Origin of the sequence: Streptomyces beigongshangae, from assembly GCF_019710745.1 — a bacterium.
GTDB classification, from domain to species: Bacteria; Actinomycetota; Actinomycetes; order Streptomycetales; family Streptomycetaceae; genus Streptomyces; species Streptomyces beigongshangae.
The window spans coordinates 40,905-57,113 of the sequence record NZ_JAHKJW010000052.1 but is presented as its reverse complement, the minus strand read 5'-3'; the positions used below and the strand labels follow the sequence as shown (position 1 = coordinate 57,113).

Here is a 16,209-nt window from a genome sequence, read left to right as displayed (position 1 = left end):
CCGGCGGCGAACGCGCCCGGCCACGTCCTGCTGAGCGCGGCCGGGCGGCGGACCGAGCGCGCCCGTGCCCTGGCGGCCGCGCAGGTGGCCGCCGGCGAGGCGGTCCCCGAGGTGCACGGCACCTCGCGGCGCGTCGAGTACCGGCGGGGCGCGTACGCGGAGACGGCCCGCACCACGGACCGGATCTTCGTGCTGCCGGTGGAGTTCGCCGACCACACGCACAACCGCATCCCCGAACCCGACCGCGCCACCGACAACTCCACCGTCTGGACCGCCGACCACAGCCGGGCCCACTACCAGCGGCAGATCTTCGGCACGGCCGGTGACGGAGGAGAGCCGGGGGACACCCTCAAGTCGTACCTCCTGCGCCAGTCCGACGGCTCCTACACGATCACCGGCACCGTCCACGACTGGACGCGGGTGGACCGCCCCCTCGCGCACTACGGCACCGACGCCTGCGAGAAGGAGGGCGCGCCGGTCCCGACGTACCACTGCAACCAGCAGCTCGTCACCGACGGCCTCACCCGGTGGTACGAGGACCAGCGGGCCGCCGGCCGGAGCGCCGGCTCGCTGGCCGCCTACCTGTCCCGGTACGACACCTGGGACCGCAACGACCACGACCGCGACGGGACCTTCGACGAACCCGACGGCTACCTCGACCGCGTGATGCTGATCTTCGCGGGGGAGTCGCAGGTCAACGGCGGCGGTGCGCACGGCTCCGACGCCATCGGCTCGCACCGCGGCACCGTCGGCCACCGGCGGACCGGCGCGGACCGGACGGGCCCGGCCGGCGGGGGCCGGGACGGCGGCAGCGAGGTCGGCGACTCGGGGATCTGGGTCAACGACTACACGATGACCAACGAGAACCGGGGCCTGGGCACCCTGGCCCACGAGTACGGCCACGACCTGGGCCTGCCCGACCTGTACGACACCTCCGGCGCCGAGAACTCCACCGGCTTCTGGTCCCTCATGGCCCAGGGGTCGCTCCTCGCCTCGGAGGACGAACTGGCCGCCCACCCCGCGGACCTGGGCGCCTGGGCCAGACTCCAGCTCGGCTGGCTCGACCACGTGAGCGTCGGGGCCGGGGCCGCCGCCACGGTCACGCTCAACCCGCTGTCCGTGCCCTCCTCGACCGAAGGCCCGGAAGCACTCCTGGTGGAGCTCCCGGCCGACGAGGACGGCAACGCACGCCACTACGTCGTCGAGAACCGGCGGTACGTCGGGGAGGACGCGTTCCTGGCGACGGGCCCGTTCCACCTGGGCCGGCCCGACCGGCCCAGGCTCAAGGAACGGCTGCACTACGAGAGCGGTGTCCTGATCTGGTACTGGGACACCAGGTACCGCGACAACAGGACCAGGGCGCACGCGGGGCACGGGCGGATCCTGCCGGTCGACGCCCACGCCGAACCCGCGCGGACCGCCTCGGGGGAGGTGCTCCGCAACCGCCTCCAGTCCTACGACGCCCCCTTCGGCCTGCGGCCCACGGCTCCACTCCACGTCCATGTCGACGGCGTGCGGACGACGGTCCCGTCCCGACCCGCGGTCCCGGTCTTCGACGACCTCCGAGGGGTCCACCACTACGCCGCCGCACCGCACGGATCCAGCCACGACGCCGACTCCGGCACCACCGTCACCGTGGACGAGGAGTACCCCGACGGCCGGGTGAGGGTTTCGGTCGCCCCGGCCGGCTGACCTCCCGGCCCTGTGGGACGCCCCGTGACTGCGATACAACTGGAACATGGTAAAGATCCTCATCAGCGCCGACATGGAGGGCGCCACCGGGGTGACCTGGCCGGCCGACGTGCTGCCGGGCACACCCCAGTGGGAGCGGTGCCGGTCGATGTTCACCTCGGACGTGAACGCCGCGGCGCTCGGCTTCCTCGACGGCGGCGCCGACGAGGTCCTCGTCAACGAGGCCCACTGGACCATGCGCAACCTGCTCCTGGAGCACCTGGACGAACGGGTCGAGATGCTCACCGGGCGGCACAAGGCGCTCTCCATGGTGGAGGGCGTGCAGCACGGCGACGTCGACGGCATCGCCTTCGTCGGCTACCACGCGGGAGCCGGCATGGAGGGCGTCCTCGCCCACACCTACCTCGCCAACTCGATCACCGGCGTGTGGGTCGACGGCGAGCGCGCCAGTGAGGGCCTGCTCAACGCGCGCGTCGTCGCCGAGTACGGGGTCCCCGTCGTCCTGGTCACCGGGGACGACGTGGCCTGCGAGGACGCGCTCGGCTACGCGCCCGGGGCGCTGAAGGTCGCCGTCAAGGACCACGTCTCGCGATACGCGGCGGTGTGCCGCACCCCGGCCCGCACCGCGGCGGACATCCGCTCGGCGGCCACGGAGGCGGCGCGGCTCGCGGTGCGGTACGAACCCGTGCGGGCGGGCCCCTGCACCGTGGCGCTTGAGTTCGACGCCGAGCACCTCGCGATGGCCGCCACCGTCGTCCCGGGTGTCGAACGGACCGGGGAGCGGAAGGTGGCGTACACGAGCGGCACCATGTACGAGGGCATCCGGACCTTCAAGGCGGTCACCACGATCGTCTCGGCTGCCGTGGAGGAGACCTATGGATGACAGCGGCGTGAACGACGGGAGCCCGGTCGGCGCACCGGCCGTCGACGGGCGGACCGTCGACGGGCGGGCGCTGGACGAGGTCGTCCGGTTCACCTCCGACCTGATCCGGATCGACACGACCAACCGCGGCGGTGGCGACTGCCGGGAGCGGCCCGCCGCCGAGTACGCCGCCGCGCTGCTCGCCGGGGCCGGCCTGGAACCGGCCCTCCTGGAGCGCACGAAGGGGCGTACGAACGTCGTCGCGCGCCTGGAGGGCACCGACCCGTCGGCGGACGCGCTGCTCGTCCACGGCCACCTGGACGTCGTACCCGCGCAGGCCGAGGACTGGAGCGTCCACCCGTTCTCCGGCGAGATCCGCGACGGGGTCGTCTGGGGACGGGGCGCCGTCGACATGAAGAACATGGACGCGATGGTCCTCGCGGTCGTCCGGCAGTGGGCGCGCACCGGTGTACGTCCCCGCCGCGACCTCGTCATCGCGTTCACCGCGGACGAGGAGGCGAGCGCGGAGGACGGCGCGGGCTTCCTCGCGGACGAGCACGCGGACCTCTTCGAGGGCTGCACCGAGGGCGTCAGCGAGTCCGGTGCGTTCACCTTCCACGACGGCGCGGGCCGCGAGCTGTACCCCGTCGCGGCCGGCGAGCGCGGCACGGGCTGGCTGAAGCTCACCGCCCGCGGCCGGGCGGGCCACGGCTCCAAGGTGAACGGGTCCAACGCGGTGACCCGCCTCGCCGCGGCCGTCGCGCGGATCGGCGCCCACCGGTGGCCCGTACGGCTCACCCCGACGGTCCGCGCGGCGCTCACCGAACTCGCCGCCCTGTACGGGATCGAGCACGCCCTCGGCGGCCTCGACGACCCCGACGGCGTCGACGTGCTCCTGGAGAAGCTCGGCCCCGCCGCCTCCCTCGTCGAGTCCACGGTGCGCAACAGCGCCAACCCGACCATGCTGGACGCCGGTTACAAGGTCAACGTGATCCCCGGGGAGGCCGTCGCGCACATCGACGGACGCTTCCTGGCCGGCACCGAGGACGAGTTCCGGGCCACCCTCGACGAACTCACCGGACCGGACGTCGACTGGGAGTTCGCGCACCGCGAGACCGCCCTCCAGGCGCCGCTGGACACCACGACGTACGCCCGGATGCGGGCCGCCGTCGAGGAGTTCGCGCCCGGGGGGAAGGTCGTGCCGTACTGCATGTCGGGCGGCACGGACGCCAAGCAGTTCTCCCGCCTCGGCATCACCGGCTACGGTTTCACGCCGCTGAAGCTGCCGCCGGGCTTCGACTACCAGGCCCTCTTCCACGGGGTCGACGAACGGGTGCCCGTGGAGGCGCTGCACTTCGGCGTCCGGGTACTCGACCGCTTCCTGCGCACGGCCTGAAGGACCCAAGGGACAAGAAATGGGGGACACAGTGCAGACGCTGGCCTACGGTTCCTGGCCCTCGCCCATCGACGCGGCGCTCGTCGCCGCGCACGGCGGGGACCCCGACCACGTCGGATTCGTCGGCGACGAGGCATGGTGGACCGAGTCCCGGCCCACCGAGGGCGGCCGCCGCACCCTGGTGCGCCGGCGCCCCGACGGCACCGAGGAGCCGGTGCTGCCCGCCCCGTGGAACGTCCGCAGCCGCGTCATCGAGTACGGCGGACAGCCCTGGGCCGGCGCGGTCCGCGAGGAGGGCCCGCTGGTGGTGTTCGCCCACTTCGCCGACCAGCGGCTGTACGCGTACGAGCCCGCAGCCCACGGAGGACAAGGGGGGAGCGGGCCCCGCCCCCTCACCCCCGTGTCCTCCGTGGGCGGCGGACTGCGCTGGGTGGACCCGCAGGTCCGGCTGGACCGCGGCGAGGTCTGGGGCGTGCTGGAGGAGTTCACCGGCGACGGACCCGGCGACGTACGGCGGGTCCTCGCCGCGGTGCCGCTGGACGGCTCGGCCGCCGGGGACCGGACCGCGGTGCGCGAACTCACCCCCGTCCGGCACCGGTTCGTCACCGGGCCGCGGATCTCGCCCGACGGGCTGCGCGCGGCCTGGCTCGCCTGGGACCACCCGCGGATGCCGTGGGACGGCACCGAGCTGATGGTCGCCGACGTGCGCCCCGACGGGACGCTGGGGGAGCCCCGGACGGCCGCGGGCGGACCGGACGAATCGATCGCCCAGGCGGACTGGGGCCGGGACGGGTCCCTCCTGTACTCCAGCGACCGCACCGGCTGGTGGAACCTCTACCGCGACGGCGAGCCGCTGTGCCCCCGCGAGGAGGAGTTCGGCGGGCCGCTGTGGACGATCGGCCGGCGCTGGTTCGCACCGCTGGACAACGGGCTGATCGCCGTCGTGCACGGCCGCGGCGCCACCGCGCTGGGCATCCTCGACCCGGAGACCGGTGAGGTCGTCGACGCGGCCGGGCCCTGGACCGAGTACGGGGTCACCCTCGCCGTCGACGGCAGCCGCGTCGTCACCGTCGCCGCCAGCCCGCGCAGCGGGTACGAGGTCGTGGAACTGGACGCCCGCACCGGGCGGACCCGGGTCGTGGGGGCCGCGCACGACGACCCGGTGGACCCCGCGTACTACCCGGAACCGCAGATCCGCACGTTCGCCGGACCCGCCGGGCGGGAGATCCACGCGCACATCTACCCGCCCCACCACCCCGGCCACGTGGCCCCCGGCGACGCGCTGCCGCCCTACGTCGTCCGGGCGCACGGCGGCCCCACCAGCCGCACCCCGCTCGTCCTCGACCTGGAGATCGCGTACTTCACCTCGCGCGGCATCGGGGTCGCCGAGGTCGACTACGGCGGTTCCACCGGGTACGGCCGCGAGTACCGCAACCGGCTGCGCGAGCAGTGGGGTGTCGTGGACGTCGAGGACTGCGCGGCCGTCGCGCTCGCCCTCGCCGAGGAGGGCACCGCGGACCGCGACCGGCTGGCCGTCCGGGGCGGCAGCGCGGGCGGCTGGACCTCGGCCGCCTCCCTGGTGAACACCGACGTGTACGCGTGCGGGACGATCCTCTACCCCGTCCTCGACCTGGTGGGCTGGAGCGAGGGCGAGACCCACGACTTCGAGTCCCGGTACCTGGAGAGCCTGGTCGGGCCGTTCGCCGAGGTGCCCGCCCGGTACACCGAGCGGTCGCCCACCGCGCACGCCGACCGGATCACCGCGCCCTTCCTGCTCCTCCAGGGCCTCGACGACGTCATCTGCCCGCCGGCCCAGTGCGAGCGCTTCCTGGCCGGGCTCCAGGAGCGGGCGCGGCCCGTGCCGCACGCCTACATCGCCTTCGAGGGCGAGGGCCACGGCTTCCGCCGCGCCGACACGACGGTGCGGGTCCTGGAGGCCGAACTCGCCCTGTACGCCCAGGTGTTCGGCCTGAACCCGCCGGGTGTCACCGCGCTGGAGCTCGTCAAGTGAACCCCACGTGAAGGATCTCGGCCGGCCCCGGCGCCTGGTCGCCGGGTCGCGGGTCGCCGTCGTCGCCCCCAGCGGACCGGTGCCCGAGGAACGGCTCCAGGCGGGCCTGGACATCCTGCGCGGCTGGGACCTGGACCCCGTCGTCGCGCCCCACGTCCTGGACCGGCACGGGCGCTTCGGCTACCTGGCCGGGACGGACGCGGACCGGGCGGCGGACTTCCGGTCCGCCTGGTGCGACCCGTCCGTGGACGCGGTGTTCTGCGCCCGCGGCGGCTACGGCGCGCAGCGCATGGCCGACCTGCTCGACTGGGAGGCCCTGCGGGCCGCGGGACCGAAGGTGTTCCTCGGCTTCAGCGACATCACGGCCCTGCACGAGGCGTTCGCGACCCGGCTGGGCCTCGTGACGCTGCACGGGCCGATGACCGCGGGCGTCGACTTCGTCAAGAACGCCCGCGCCCAGGAACACCTGAGGGCCACGCTCTTCGCACCGGAGTCCGTGCGGACCGTCACCCCGGCCGGCGGGCGGGCCCTGGTGCCGGGGCGGGCCGCGGGCGTCCTGCTCGGCGGCTGTCTGAGCCTGCTCGCCGCGGAGCTCGGCACACCGCACGCCCGGCCCGGCGCGGCCGGCGGCCTGCTCTGCCTGGAGGACGTGGGGGAGGAGCCGTACCGCCTGGACCGCCATCTGACCCAGCTCCTGCGCGCGGGCTGGTTCGACGGCGTCGCCGGGATCCTGCTCGGCTCCTGGGAGCGGTGCGGCCCGTACGAGCGGGTGCGGGACCTCGTCCTCGACCGGCTCGGCGGACTCGGGGTGCCGATCGCCGAGGAGTTCGGCTTCGGGCACGGTGAGGGCGCGCTGACGATCCCGTTCGGGGTACGGGCGGAACTGGACGCGGCAGCGGGAACCCTGACACTGGACGAACCCGCCCTGAGGTGACCTTCGGGAGGATTCCCGCGTGCCCCGAACGGGGCGCCCACGTACCGTTGGGGGATGTCCGGCACCAGCCTGTACCTCGCCGAAGGCCCCCGCGTGGGCGTACGCCCCTTCACCCGCGGGGACGGGCCCGAGTTCACCGCCCGGGCGCGGGAGAGCAAGGCCCTGCACCAGCCGTGGCTCTTCCCGCCCCGCACCCCCACCGCCTACGCCTCGTACGCCGGACGGCTGATCGACGACCCGACGAAGGCCGGCTTCCTCGTGTGCGAGAAGGACGGCGGGGCGGACGCAGAGGTGAGCGGCGAGAAGGCCGGGGAGGTGAGCGGCGGGAAGGCCGGGGAGAGGGACGGGGAGAAGAGCGACGGCGGGCGGATCGCCGGGTTCATCAACATCAACAACATCGTCGGCGGCGCCTTCCTGTGCGGGGCGCTCGGCTACGGCGCCTTCGCGCACGCCGCCGGGCGCGGGCTCCTGCGGGAGGGCCTCGACCTGGTCGTGCGGTACGCGTTCGGCCCGCTCGGGCTGCACCGGCTGGAGATCAACGTCCAGCCGGGCAACGCCGCCTCGATCGCGCTGGCCCGCCGCTGCGGCTTCCGGCTGGAGGGCTTCTCACCCGCCTTCCTCTTCATCGACGGAGCCTGGCGGGACCACGAACGCTGGGCCGTCACCGCCGATATGATCCGGACATGAGCGCCGTGCGGAACCTCGTCGTCCTGGACGCACCCTCCAACCTCGGGCTCCGCCCGCCCGCCCCCGGCACGGTGCCCGGCTGCCACAAGCTCGCCGGCGCCCTGCGCGAGCAGCGGATCGTGCAGCGACTGGGTGCCCTGGAGGGCGGCGTGGTGGTCCCGCCGCGCTACGACCTGGGCGGCTGGCAGGAGGGCGACGGCGTCTTCAACGCCGCCGCACTCGCCGGCTACACCCGCACCCTCGCCGACCGCGTCGAGCGGCACGTCCGGGCCGGGGAACTGCCCGTCGTGCTCGGCGGCGACTGCTCCATCCAGCTCGGCGCCTCCCTCGCCCTGCGCCGCGTCGGCCGCTACGGGCTCGCGGCCGTGGACGCCTCGCACGACTTCCGCCACCCGGGCAACTCCGACCGGATCGGCGCGGCGGGCGGCGAGGAGGTGGCCCTGGCGACCGGGCGCGGCCAGGACGACCTCACCGACCTGGAGGGGCTCAAGCCCTACCTGCGGGACGAGGACGTACGGTTCTTCGGGATCCGCGACGCCTTCGAGGACGACCGGGCCGAGCTGGCCGCACTGAAGATCCCCACGGTGACCGTGGCGGACATCCGGGAGTGGGGCGCCGACGCCCTGGCCCGGGCCACCGCCGAGGCGTTCGACGTGCCGGACCTGGACGGCTTCTGGGTGCACCTGGACGCCGACGTGCTCGACCCGTCCGTGATGCCCGCCGTCGACAGCCCCGACCCCGACGGACTGCTGCCCGACGAACTGACCGCGCTGCTGCGGCCGCTGGTGCGCTCCCCGCACTGCGCCGGCTTCAACGTCACCATCTACGACCCCGACCTGGACCCCGACGGGACCGCCGGCGCCCTCCTCGCCGACATCGTCGTCGCCGCCTTCGCCTGAGCCCGCCGGTCCCGGCTTGTCCCGAGCGGTCCTGGCCGGTCCCGAGCGGTCCTGGCCGGTCCTGGCCGGTCCTGGCCCGTCCTGTCCGGGAGGAGCCCTGGCCGGTCCGCCGCCCACCCTGTTCCATGGTCGGGTGACGACCATCCGACGTGACGTCCTGACGCTCCCGGTCGCGGAGCCCGGCCCCGCCAACCCCCTGCCCCCGCTGCGGCCGCCCGACGGGACGCACCGCCTGGACGAGCGGGACCGCGCGGGCCTGCCCCGCGACATGGCCCGCCAGATCGGGTACGAGCCGCTGCGCAGCCTCCTGCCCGAGCGCGTCCGGGACGGATACGGCAGGGACCGCACGCCCCGCGGGATCGGGACGATCGTCCTGGAGAACGACCGGCTGCGCGCGACCGTGCTGCCGGGCTTCGGCGGCCGGGTCGTCTCCCTCTTCCACAAGCCGTCCGGCCGTGAACTCCTCTACCGCAACCCGGTGCTCCAGCCCGCCGACTTCGCGCTCAACGGCGCCTGGTTCTCCGGCGGCATCGAGTGGAACATCGGCGCCACCGGCCACTCGGCCCTCGCCTGCGCACCCCTGCACGCCGCCCGGGTCACCGCGCCCGACGGCACGCGGATGCTGCGCCTGTGGGAGTGGGAACGGCTGCGCGACCTGCCCTTCCAGGTCGACCTGTGGCTGCCGGAGGGCTCCGACTTCCTGTACGCCGGCGTACGCGTCCGCAATCCGCACGAACGGGCCGCGCCGCTGTACTGGTGGTCCAACACCGCCGTCCCGGAGGAACGCCGGGTGCTGGCGCCCGCCGAGGATGCCTGGCACTTCGACCATGCGCGCCGTCTGCGCCTGGTGCCCGTCCCCGTGCACGGAGGCGCCGACCGTACGTACCCGCTGCGCAGCACGTACCCGGCCGACCACTTCTACGAGGTGCCCGACGGGCAGCGGCGCTGGATCGCCGCCCTGGACGGCGACGGGCACGGGCTGGTGCAGACGTCCACCGACGTGCTGCGCGGACGCAAACTCTTCGTATGGGGCTCCGGCTCCGGCGGACGCCGCTGGCAGGAATGGCTCACCGAGCCCGGCACCGGCGGCTACTGCGAGATCCAGGCGGGGCTCGCCCGCACCCAGCTGGAGCACGTGCGCCTGGAGGCGGGGAGCGAGACGGCGTGGCTGGAGGCGTACGGGCCGCTGAGCGGCGACGCCCGGCGGGTGAACGGCGACGACTGGACCGACGCCCGTGCGGCCGTCGGGGAACGGCTGGAACAGGCCCTGCCGCGGCGGCAACTGAGTTCTGCGTACGAGCACTGGCGGGCCGCCGCCGCCGACACCGAGCCCGGCGAGGTGCTGGCCGCCGGCTCCGGCTGGGGCGCGCTCGAAGTGCTGCGCGGCGGGTACGCGCTGCCCGGCACGCCCTTCGGCGAGTCCACCCTCCAGGACGCCCAGCGGCCGTGGGTGGAGCTCCTCGGCACCGGTCGCTTCCCCGAACCCCGCCGGGCGGGGCCGCCCGGGGAGACGCTCGTCGCCCCGCACTGGCGGGACATGCTGGAGACGGCGCCCGCGGAGCCGCTCACCGAGTACCACCTCGGCGTCGCCCAGTGGCACGCGGGCGACCGGGCCCAGGCCGTGCGCAGCTGGGAACGCGGCCTCCGGCTGGCCCCGTCGCGCTGGCCCCTGCTGCGCTGCCTCGCCGTGGCCGACCAGGAGGCGGGCAACCGGGAGCGGGCCGCCGACCGGTACGCGGACGCCTTCGACGACCTGTGCCAGGAGCGGCGCGACGACGGCGCGACCTGGACCGCGGCCACCGCCGCGCTGGGCCGCGAGGCGATCGGCGCCCTGCTCGCGGCAGGGCGCCCGGCGGACGCGCGTGCCGTGTGGGAACGGCTGCGTCCGGCCGTCCGCGAACGCGGCCGGTTCCGGCTGATCGAGGCGGGGCTGCTGCTCGCCGAGGGCGACCGGGACGCGGCGCGTGCCGTCTTCGACGCCGGCTTCGAAGTGGCCGACCTGCGCGAGGGCGCCGAGGCGATCGGGGAGCTGTGGTCCCGGATCTGCGACGAACCCCTGCCGGAGCACTACGACTTCAGGATGCGGCCGCCCGCCGACGGCGCCGGCTGAACCTGCCGCGCCTACAGCGCCTGCCGCGCCACGCGGCAGCGCCTACTGCGCCACGCGGCGGTCCACGTACTCGTACACGTAGCCGTCCGGGTGCATCGCGATCAGGTTGCGCCCGGCGGGGGTCGCCACCGGGCCCGCGAGGACGTGGGCGCCCGAGTCGGTGAGCACCCGGTTGGCCTCGTCGACGTCCTGCACGGCGATGGTCGCCGAAACCTTGCGCAGCACCTCCAGTTCGCTCTCCGGGCCGCTCATCAACAGGAAGCAGCCGACGGCGGCGACGGAGACGCCGCCGCGCTCGAAGCGCTGCGCCGGCCCGCCGGCGAGTCTCTCGTAGAAGGGGACCGCAGTCTCCAGGTCGTCGACGCAGATGCGCAGCGTGGCTCCCAGAATGTCCATGGGGACGAGCGTAGTTGGGGCGGGCCGGGAAGGAGATCGTTTCGCGCGGATCCCGTGCCGGGGGCGCCCCGCCGGGTCCGGCGGGCGTTACGCGCCGGGGGCGGCGGGTACCCGGAGGCCATGGACCGTATCGACCCCACGGAACAGCTGGAAGGGCGCCTGGCCGACGAGTTGGCGCGGGCGGCCCGTGACGCCGTGCGCGAGGAACTGCGGGAGCAGACCCGCAAGCAGCGCCGTACGGCGGCCCTGTACGCCGCGTCCGGTGCCGTCGCCCTGTACGCGGGCGCGGCGCTCGCGCTCGCGGTCGGTCTCGCGCTCGCGCTCGGTCTGCCCGGCTGGGCGGCCGCGCTGATCACCGCCGTCCTGCTCGGCGGACTGGCGTACGCGCTGCGCAACGCGGCGCGGCCGTCGGCGTCCCGGCCGGCACCCGGCGGGGCCGCCCGGACGCCCGCCGGGGACGTCGTCGGCGGTGCGGCCGCGGGCATGCCCGCCGTCCCGCCGAAGCCGCCGGTCGCGCCCTCCGTGCCGGGCCCGGACGCCCCGGCCGGTTCCGCGGCACCGCACCAGCAGGAGCGGTAGGCCGCGCCCCCTGCCGACCGGGGCCACGACGAGGTGGCCCCGGTCTCCGCGTGACCGCCCCCGGGGCGGGACACCGCCGTCCGGGTGACCCGACGTTTGGGTTCCCCGGATGGGGGGACGCGGAAGGACCCTCGCGGGCGGCGAGACGCGCACAGGCCGGAGCGCGTGCACCCGAGTTCGCCGGAGGCGCCCCCGGACCCGACGCTCCGTGGAAGGAACACCATGAACTCCCTCCAGCTGTCCGAACTGGGGCAGCAACTGCGTGTCGACAGCGTGCGCGCGGCCGCCGCCGCGGGCTCCGGGCACCCCACCTCCTCGATGTCCGCCGCCGACCTCGTGGCGGTCCTGTTCGCCCGGCGGTTCCGCTACGACTTCGAGCGGCCCGCCCATCCCGGCAACGACCGCCTCGTCCTCTCCAAGGGACACGCCTCGCCGCTGCTGTACGCCGCGTACAAGGCCGCCGGGGTCATCGACGACGCCGAGCTGCTGACCTTCCGCACGCTGGGCAGCCGGCTCGAAGGGCACCCGACACCGCGCCGGCTGCCGTGGGTGGAGACCGCCACCGGCTCGCTGGGCCAGGGACTGCCCGTCGGCGTGGGCATCGCCCTTTCGGGCAAGCGGCTCGACCGGACCGGCTACCGGGTGTGGGTGCTGTGCGGCGACAGCGAGCTGGCCGAGGGCTCCGTCTGGGAGGCCGCCGAGCACGCCGGGTACGAGCGGCTCGACAACCTGACCGTGATCGTGGACGTCAACCGGCTCGGCCAGCGCGGACCGACCCGGCACGGCCACGACCTCGACGCGTACGCCCGCCGCTTCCAGGCATTCGGCTGGCACACCGTCCAGGCCGACGGCCACGACGTCGAGGACATCGAGCGGGCGTACGGAGAGGCCGTGTCCACGGCCGGGCAGCCGACCGCGGTCCTGGCCCGCACCCTCAAGGGCAAGGGCGTCGCGGCCGTGCAGGACCGCGAGGGCCTGCACGGCAAGCCGCTGCCCGACGCCGACGAGGCCGTCGCGGAACTCGGCGGGGTGCGCGACCTGCGCGTCGAGGTCCGGCAGCCGCCCGCCGCGCGGATGCTGCACGCCGTGCCCGCCGGGCAGCCGCGGCTGCCGCGCTGGGAGACCGGCGAGGAGGTCGCCGTCCGCGACGCCTACGGCAGGGCGCTGGCCGCGCTCGGCACCGCACGCGCGGACGTCGTCGCCCTCGACGCCGAGGTGGGCGACTCGACCCGCGCCGAGTTCTTCGCGAAGGAGCACCCCGACCGGTTCTTCGAGTGCTACATCGCCGAGCAGCAGCTCGTCGCGGCCGCCGTGGGGCTCGCCACCCGCGGCCGGGTGCCGTTCGCCTCCAGTTTCGCCGCGTTCCTCACCCGCGCCCACGACGTCGTCCGGATGGCGGCGGTCGGCGGCACGGGCATCAACCTCGTCGGCTCGCACGCGGGAGTCGCGATCGGCGAGGACGGGCCCTCGCAGATGGGTGTCGAGGACCTCGCCATGTTCCGCGCGGTCCTCGGCTCGACCGTGCTCTACCCCTGCGACGCCAACCAGACGGCGAAGCTGGTCGCGTCGATGGCGGACCTGGCGGGCGTCCGCTACCTGCGCACCTCGCGCGGCGCCCGGCCCGTCCTGTACGGGCCGGACGAGGAGTTCCCCGTCGGCGGCAGCAAGGTGCTGCGCGCCTCCCCGGACGACCGGCTGACCGTGGTCGCCGCCGGGGTGACCGTGCACGAGGCCCTGAAGGCCGCGGACGCGCTCGCCGCCGACGGCCTCCCCGTGCGGGTGATCGACCTCTACTCCGTCAAGCCCGTCGACCGGGAGACCCTGCGCACGGCCGCCGGGCAGACCGGCTGCCTGCTCACCGTCGAGGACCACCACGAGGAGGGCGGCCTGGGCGACGCGGTCCTCGACGCCTTCACCGACGGGCGTCCCACCCCGCGCCTGGTCCGCCTCGCCGTACGCGACATGCCCGGATCGGCCACCCCCGCCGAGCAGTTGCGCGCGGCCGGCATCGACGCCGAGTCGATCGTGGCCGCGGCGGAGCTGCTGACCGGGAGCGGGGTCCTGCGATGACCTCCGTACGCGTACGCGCGGGACGGCGCACCGTCGAGGTGCACCGGCCGGACAAGGTGCTGTTCCCCGGCGGCGGCGGGGCGAAGGAGTACACCAAGGCGGACCTCGTCGCGTACCACCGGGAGATCGCCCGGTTCATGCTGCCGCACCTGAAGGGCCGTCCCCTGATGCTGGAGCGGCACCCGAACGGGCTCGACGGGCCCATGTTCATGCAGAAGAACGTCCAGGACCACTACCCGGACTGGATCCGCCGCGTCGAGGTGGCCAAGGAGGGCGGCACGGTCCTGCACCCCGTCTGCGACGACACCGCGACCCTCGTCTACCTCGCCGACCAGGCGTGTCTGACCCTGCACCGGTGGCCGGCCCGGATCCCGTCCGGCGGAACACCGGACCACCCGGACCTGATGGTCTTCGACCTCGACCCGGCCACCGACGACTTCGAGCCGGTGCGCGACACCGCCCGGCTCCTGCACGCGCTCCTCGGTGAACTCGGCCTGCCCGCCGCCCCGATGACCACCGGCTCGCGCGGACTGCACATCGTGGTGCCTCTCGACGGCCGCCACGGCTTCGACGAGGTGCACACCTTCGCCAGGGACGTCGCCGACACCCTCGCCGGGGAGCACCCCGGCCGACTCACCACCGAGGCCCGCAAGAAGGACCGCGGAGACCGCCTCTACCTGGACATCCAGCGCAACGCCTACGCGCAGACCGTGGTCGCCCCCTTCACGGTCCGCGCCAGGCCGGGCGCCCCCGTCGCCGTGCCCGTCGGCTGGGAGCAGCTCGACGATCCCCAACTCACCGCACAGCGCTGGACGATCGCCGACGCGGCCGGGCAGGCGGAGACGAAGCCCTGGTCAGGACTGTTGCGCGGCGGCCGGGCCCTCGGACCGGCCAGGCGCCGGCTGGACGCCCTGCGGGGCTGAGCGCCGCCTCGCAGGTTTGGCGGGGGAGCGGCCGGTCACCCGTATGTCCGAGGTGGCCATGTCGAACACATCCAACACATCAGATTCACAGAGTTCATCGAACGCATCCAAGGGCAAGCGGAAAGACGTGACGGAAGAAGACGAAGAGCTGCGCCCCATGGACGTGCTGCGCGAAGCACGCGCACAACTCGCCGAACTGACCGGCATGGAGGCCGAGTCGGTGTCCTCGTTCGAGCGCACCGAGGACGGCTGGACGCTCGAGGTCGAGGTACTCGAACTCGTTCGGGTCCCCGACACGATGAGCCTGCTCGCGACGTACGAGGTGTCCCTCGACCCGCGCGGTGACATCACCGGGTACCGGCGTGTGCGCCGGTACGAACGAGGACGCGCCGACTCCCGGAAGTCCGGCGGCCGTTAGGCCGTCCACCCCACAACACACCCAACAGACAAGGAGGGTCGGTCGGTATGACCGTGGTTCCCGCACAGCAGTCAGGCGGCGGAGGTGGCTCCAGCGGCCTCTACGACGTTCTCGAACTCGTTCTCGATCGGGGGCTCGTCATCGATGCCTTCATCCGGGTCTCCCTGGTCGGCATCGAGATCCTGAAGATCGACGTCCGTGTCGTCATCGCGAGTGTCGACACGTACCTGCGCTTCGCCGAGGCGTGCAACCGGCTCGACCTGGAGTCCGGCAACAAGAGCAGCCCCGGCCTGCCCGACCTGGTCGGCTCGATCACCGAGTCCGGCGCGAAGGGCAAGTCCAAGGGCGCCCTGTCCGGCGCCGCCGAGACCATCTCGGACGCCTTCAAGCAGTCCCGCGAGGAGAGCCAGTCCGAGTCCCGCCCGCGCACCCGCAAGACCGCCGCCTCGCGCCGTAAGGAGGAGCAGGAGTGAGCACGTACGTCTACGGCATCACGGCCGGTTCGCACCCCTCGCTCCCCGAGGGCATGGACGGCGTCGGCGAGCCGGCGCGCGAAGTGCGGATCATCAAGGAGGGCGACCTGGCCGCCGTCGTCAGCGACGCGCCCGAGGGCCTGCGCCCCAAGCGCCGGGACCTGCTCGCCCACCAGAACGTCCTCTCCGAGACCGGCGCGGGCGGCCCGGTGCTGCCCATGCGGTTCGGCAGCGTCTCGCCGGACGACGCGGCCGTGACCGCCGTCCTGGCCGAGCGCGCCGACCACTTCAAGGAGCGCCTCCAGGCGCTGGCGGACAAGGTCGAGTACAACGTCAAGGCCACGCACGACGAAGAGGCCGTACTGCACCGGGTGATGTCCGAGAACCCCGAGGTCCGGGCGCTCACCGAGGCCAACCGCAGCGCGGGCGGCGGCAGTTACGACGACAAGCTGCGGCTCGGCGAGATGGTGGTCGCCGCGGTGAAGAGGCGCGAGGTGGAGGACGCCGCCGAGATCCAGCGGGCGCTGGAGCCGGCCGCCGCCGCGATCAGCGTGGGCCCCGAGTCCACCGGCTGGCTGGCCAACCTCTCGTTCCTCGTGGAGCGCGAGGCGGGCGACGAGTTCGCCGCCGCCGTCGAGGAGGTCCGCAAGGCGCACCCGCACCTCGACCTGCGGGTCCACGGACCGCTGCCCCCCTACAGCTTCGTCGAGCCGGGCCCCGCCCAGCACGCCGAACCCGCACAGGCACACAACTGAGTTT

General features: G+C 74.3%; 15 protein-coding genes. 14 read left to right on the top strand and 1 reads right to left on the bottom strand.

All coding sequences use genetic code 11. The features are described 5' to 3' along the window. From KM933_RS30670 to KM933_RS30635, 8 genes are all read left to right on the top strand, one after another. A partial coding sequence (locus tag KM933_RS30670) for an immune inhibitor A domain-containing protein (protein WP_221358237.1) occupies positions 1 to 1,692 on the top strand: 1,692 nt, incomplete at its 5' end. Positions 1,693 to 1,738: 46 nt separating this feature from the next. Continuing rightward, on the top strand, positions 1,739 to 2,575 hold the full coding sequence (locus tag KM933_RS30665; protein ID WP_221358235.1) for a M55 family metallopeptidase: 837 nt from the start codon (positions 1,739 to 1,741) through the stop codon (positions 2,573 to 2,575). Next, positions 2,568 to 3,950 (top strand): M20/M25/M40 family metallo-hydrolase, encoded by a 1,383-nt coding sequence (locus KM933_RS30660; protein ID WP_221358234.1) that lies wholly within the window; start codon positions 2,568 to 2,570, stop codon positions 3,948 to 3,950. Before KM933_RS30665 ends, KM933_RS30660 begins: the two co-directional genes overlap by 8 nt. Positions 3,951 to 3,969: 19 nt before the next feature. Then, positions 3,970 to 5,961: a prolyl oligopeptidase family serine peptidase gene (locus tag KM933_RS30655; protein ID WP_221358233.1), complete on the top strand. Its 1,992-nt coding sequence runs from the start codon at positions 3,970 to 3,972 to the stop codon at positions 5,959 to 5,961. A 7-nt stretch (positions 5,962 to 5,968) separates the two neighbouring features. Then, positions 5,969 to 6,895 (top strand): S66 peptidase family protein, encoded by a 927-nt coding sequence (locus KM933_RS30650; RefSeq protein WP_221358230.1) that lies wholly within the window; start codon positions 5,969 to 5,971, stop codon positions 6,893 to 6,895. A gap of 54 nt (positions 6,896 to 6,949) precedes the next feature. Then, entirely contained in the window at positions 6,950 to 7,582 is a 633-nt protein-coding gene (locus tag KM933_RS30645; protein WP_221358227.1) for a GNAT family N-acetyltransferase, read from the top strand. 5 nt (positions 7,583 to 7,587) lie between these two features. Further along, complete coding sequence (locus tag KM933_RS30640) at positions 7,588 to 8,481, top strand: arginase family protein (RefSeq protein WP_308013595.1); 894 nt, start codon at positions 7,588 to 7,590, stop codon at positions 8,479 to 8,481. Positions 8,482 to 8,614: 133 nt separating this feature from the next. After that, positions 8,615 to 10,591 carry a DUF5107 domain-containing protein gene (locus KM933_RS30635; RefSeq protein ID WP_221358223.1) on the top strand — a complete coding sequence of 659 codons (1,977 nt, stop codon included), beginning with the start codon at positions 8,615 to 8,617 and terminating at the stop codon, positions 10,589 to 10,591. 42 nt (positions 10,592 to 10,633) lie between these two features. On the opposite strand, the gene KM933_RS30630 is transcribed toward KM933_RS30635, so the two are convergent. Further along, positions 10,634 to 10,987: a VOC family protein gene (locus KM933_RS30630; protein ID WP_221358221.1), complete on the bottom strand. Its 354-nt coding sequence runs from the start codon at positions 10,985 to 10,987 to the stop codon at positions 10,634 to 10,636. A 120-nt stretch (positions 10,988 to 11,107) separates the two neighbouring features. Here KM933_RS30630 and KM933_RS30625 point away from each other — a divergent pair, with 120 nt between their 5' ends. From KM933_RS30625 to KM933_RS30600, 6 genes are all read left to right on the top strand, one after another. After that, complete coding sequence (locus tag KM933_RS30625) at positions 11,108 to 11,566, top strand: phage holin family protein (RefSeq protein WP_221358220.1); 459 nt, start codon at positions 11,108 to 11,110, stop codon at positions 11,564 to 11,566. A gap of 222 nt (positions 11,567 to 11,788) precedes the next feature. Next, positions 11,789 to 13,636, top strand: a complete 1,848-nt coding sequence (locus tag KM933_RS30620) for a transketolase (RefSeq protein WP_221358219.1) — start codon at positions 11,789 to 11,791, stop codon at positions 13,634 to 13,636. Beyond that, positions 13,633 to 14,559 (top strand): non-homologous end-joining DNA ligase, encoded by a 927-nt coding sequence (gene ligD, locus KM933_RS30615; protein WP_221358212.1) that lies wholly within the window; start codon positions 13,633 to 13,635, stop codon positions 14,557 to 14,559. Before KM933_RS30620 ends, ligD begins: the two co-directional genes overlap by 4 nt. Positions 14,560 to 14,617: 58 nt before the next feature. Then, entirely contained in the window at positions 14,618 to 14,977 is a 360-nt protein-coding gene (locus tag KM933_RS30610) for a gas vesicle protein GvpO (RefSeq protein ID WP_221358211.1), read from the top strand. A gap of 47 nt (positions 14,978 to 15,024) precedes the next feature. Continuing rightward, entirely contained in the window at positions 15,025 to 15,450 is a 426-nt protein-coding gene (locus KM933_RS30605; RefSeq protein WP_221358210.1) for a gas vesicle structural protein GvpA, read from the top strand. Further along, a complete protein-coding gene (locus tag KM933_RS30600) occupies positions 15,447 to 16,205 on the top strand; it encodes a GvpL/GvpF family gas vesicle protein (RefSeq protein ID WP_221358209.1) in 759 nt (252 codons plus the stop codon). Before KM933_RS30605 ends, KM933_RS30600 begins: the two co-directional genes overlap by 4 nt. The last annotated feature ends 4 nt before the right edge of the window (positions 16,206 to 16,209 follow it).

What these genes read in the sequence shown, in the direction of transcription:
- ligD (WP_221358212.1), top strand. Translation starts at nt 13,633, where the DNA reads ATGACCTCCGTACGCGTACGCGCGGGACGGCGCACCGTCGAGGTGCAC.
- KM933_RS30620 (WP_221358219.1), top strand. Translation starts at nt 11,789, where the DNA reads ATGAACTCCCTCCAGCTGTCCGAACTGGGGCAGCAACTGCGTGTCGAC.
- KM933_RS30655 (WP_221358233.1), top strand. Translation starts at nt 3,970, where the DNA reads ATGGGGGACACAGTGCAGACGCTGGCCTACGGTTCCTGGCCCTCGCCC.
- KM933_RS30660 (WP_221358234.1), top strand. Translation starts at nt 2,568, where the DNA reads ATGGATGACAGCGGCGTGAACGACGGGAGCCCGGTCGGCGCACCGGCC.
- KM933_RS30630 (WP_221358221.1), bottom strand. Translation starts at nt 10,987, where the DNA reads ATGGACATTCTGGGAGCCACGCTGCGCATCTGCGTCGACGACCTGGAG.
- KM933_RS30605 (WP_221358210.1), top strand. Translation starts at nt 15,025, where the DNA reads ATGACCGTGGTTCCCGCACAGCAGTCAGGCGGCGGAGGTGGCTCCAGC.
- KM933_RS30665 (WP_221358235.1), top strand. Translation starts at nt 1,739, where the DNA reads ATGGTAAAGATCCTCATCAGCGCCGACATGGAGGGCGCCACCGGGGTG.
- KM933_RS30625 (WP_221358220.1), top strand. Translation starts at nt 11,108, where the DNA reads ATGGACCGTATCGACCCCACGGAACAGCTGGAAGGGCGCCTGGCCGAC.
- KM933_RS30645 (WP_221358227.1), top strand. Translation starts at nt 6,950, where the DNA reads ATGTCCGGCACCAGCCTGTACCTCGCCGAAGGCCCCCGCGTGGGCGTA.
- KM933_RS30610 (WP_221358211.1), top strand. Translation starts at nt 14,618, where the DNA reads ATGTCGAACACATCCAACACATCAGATTCACAGAGTTCATCGAACGCA.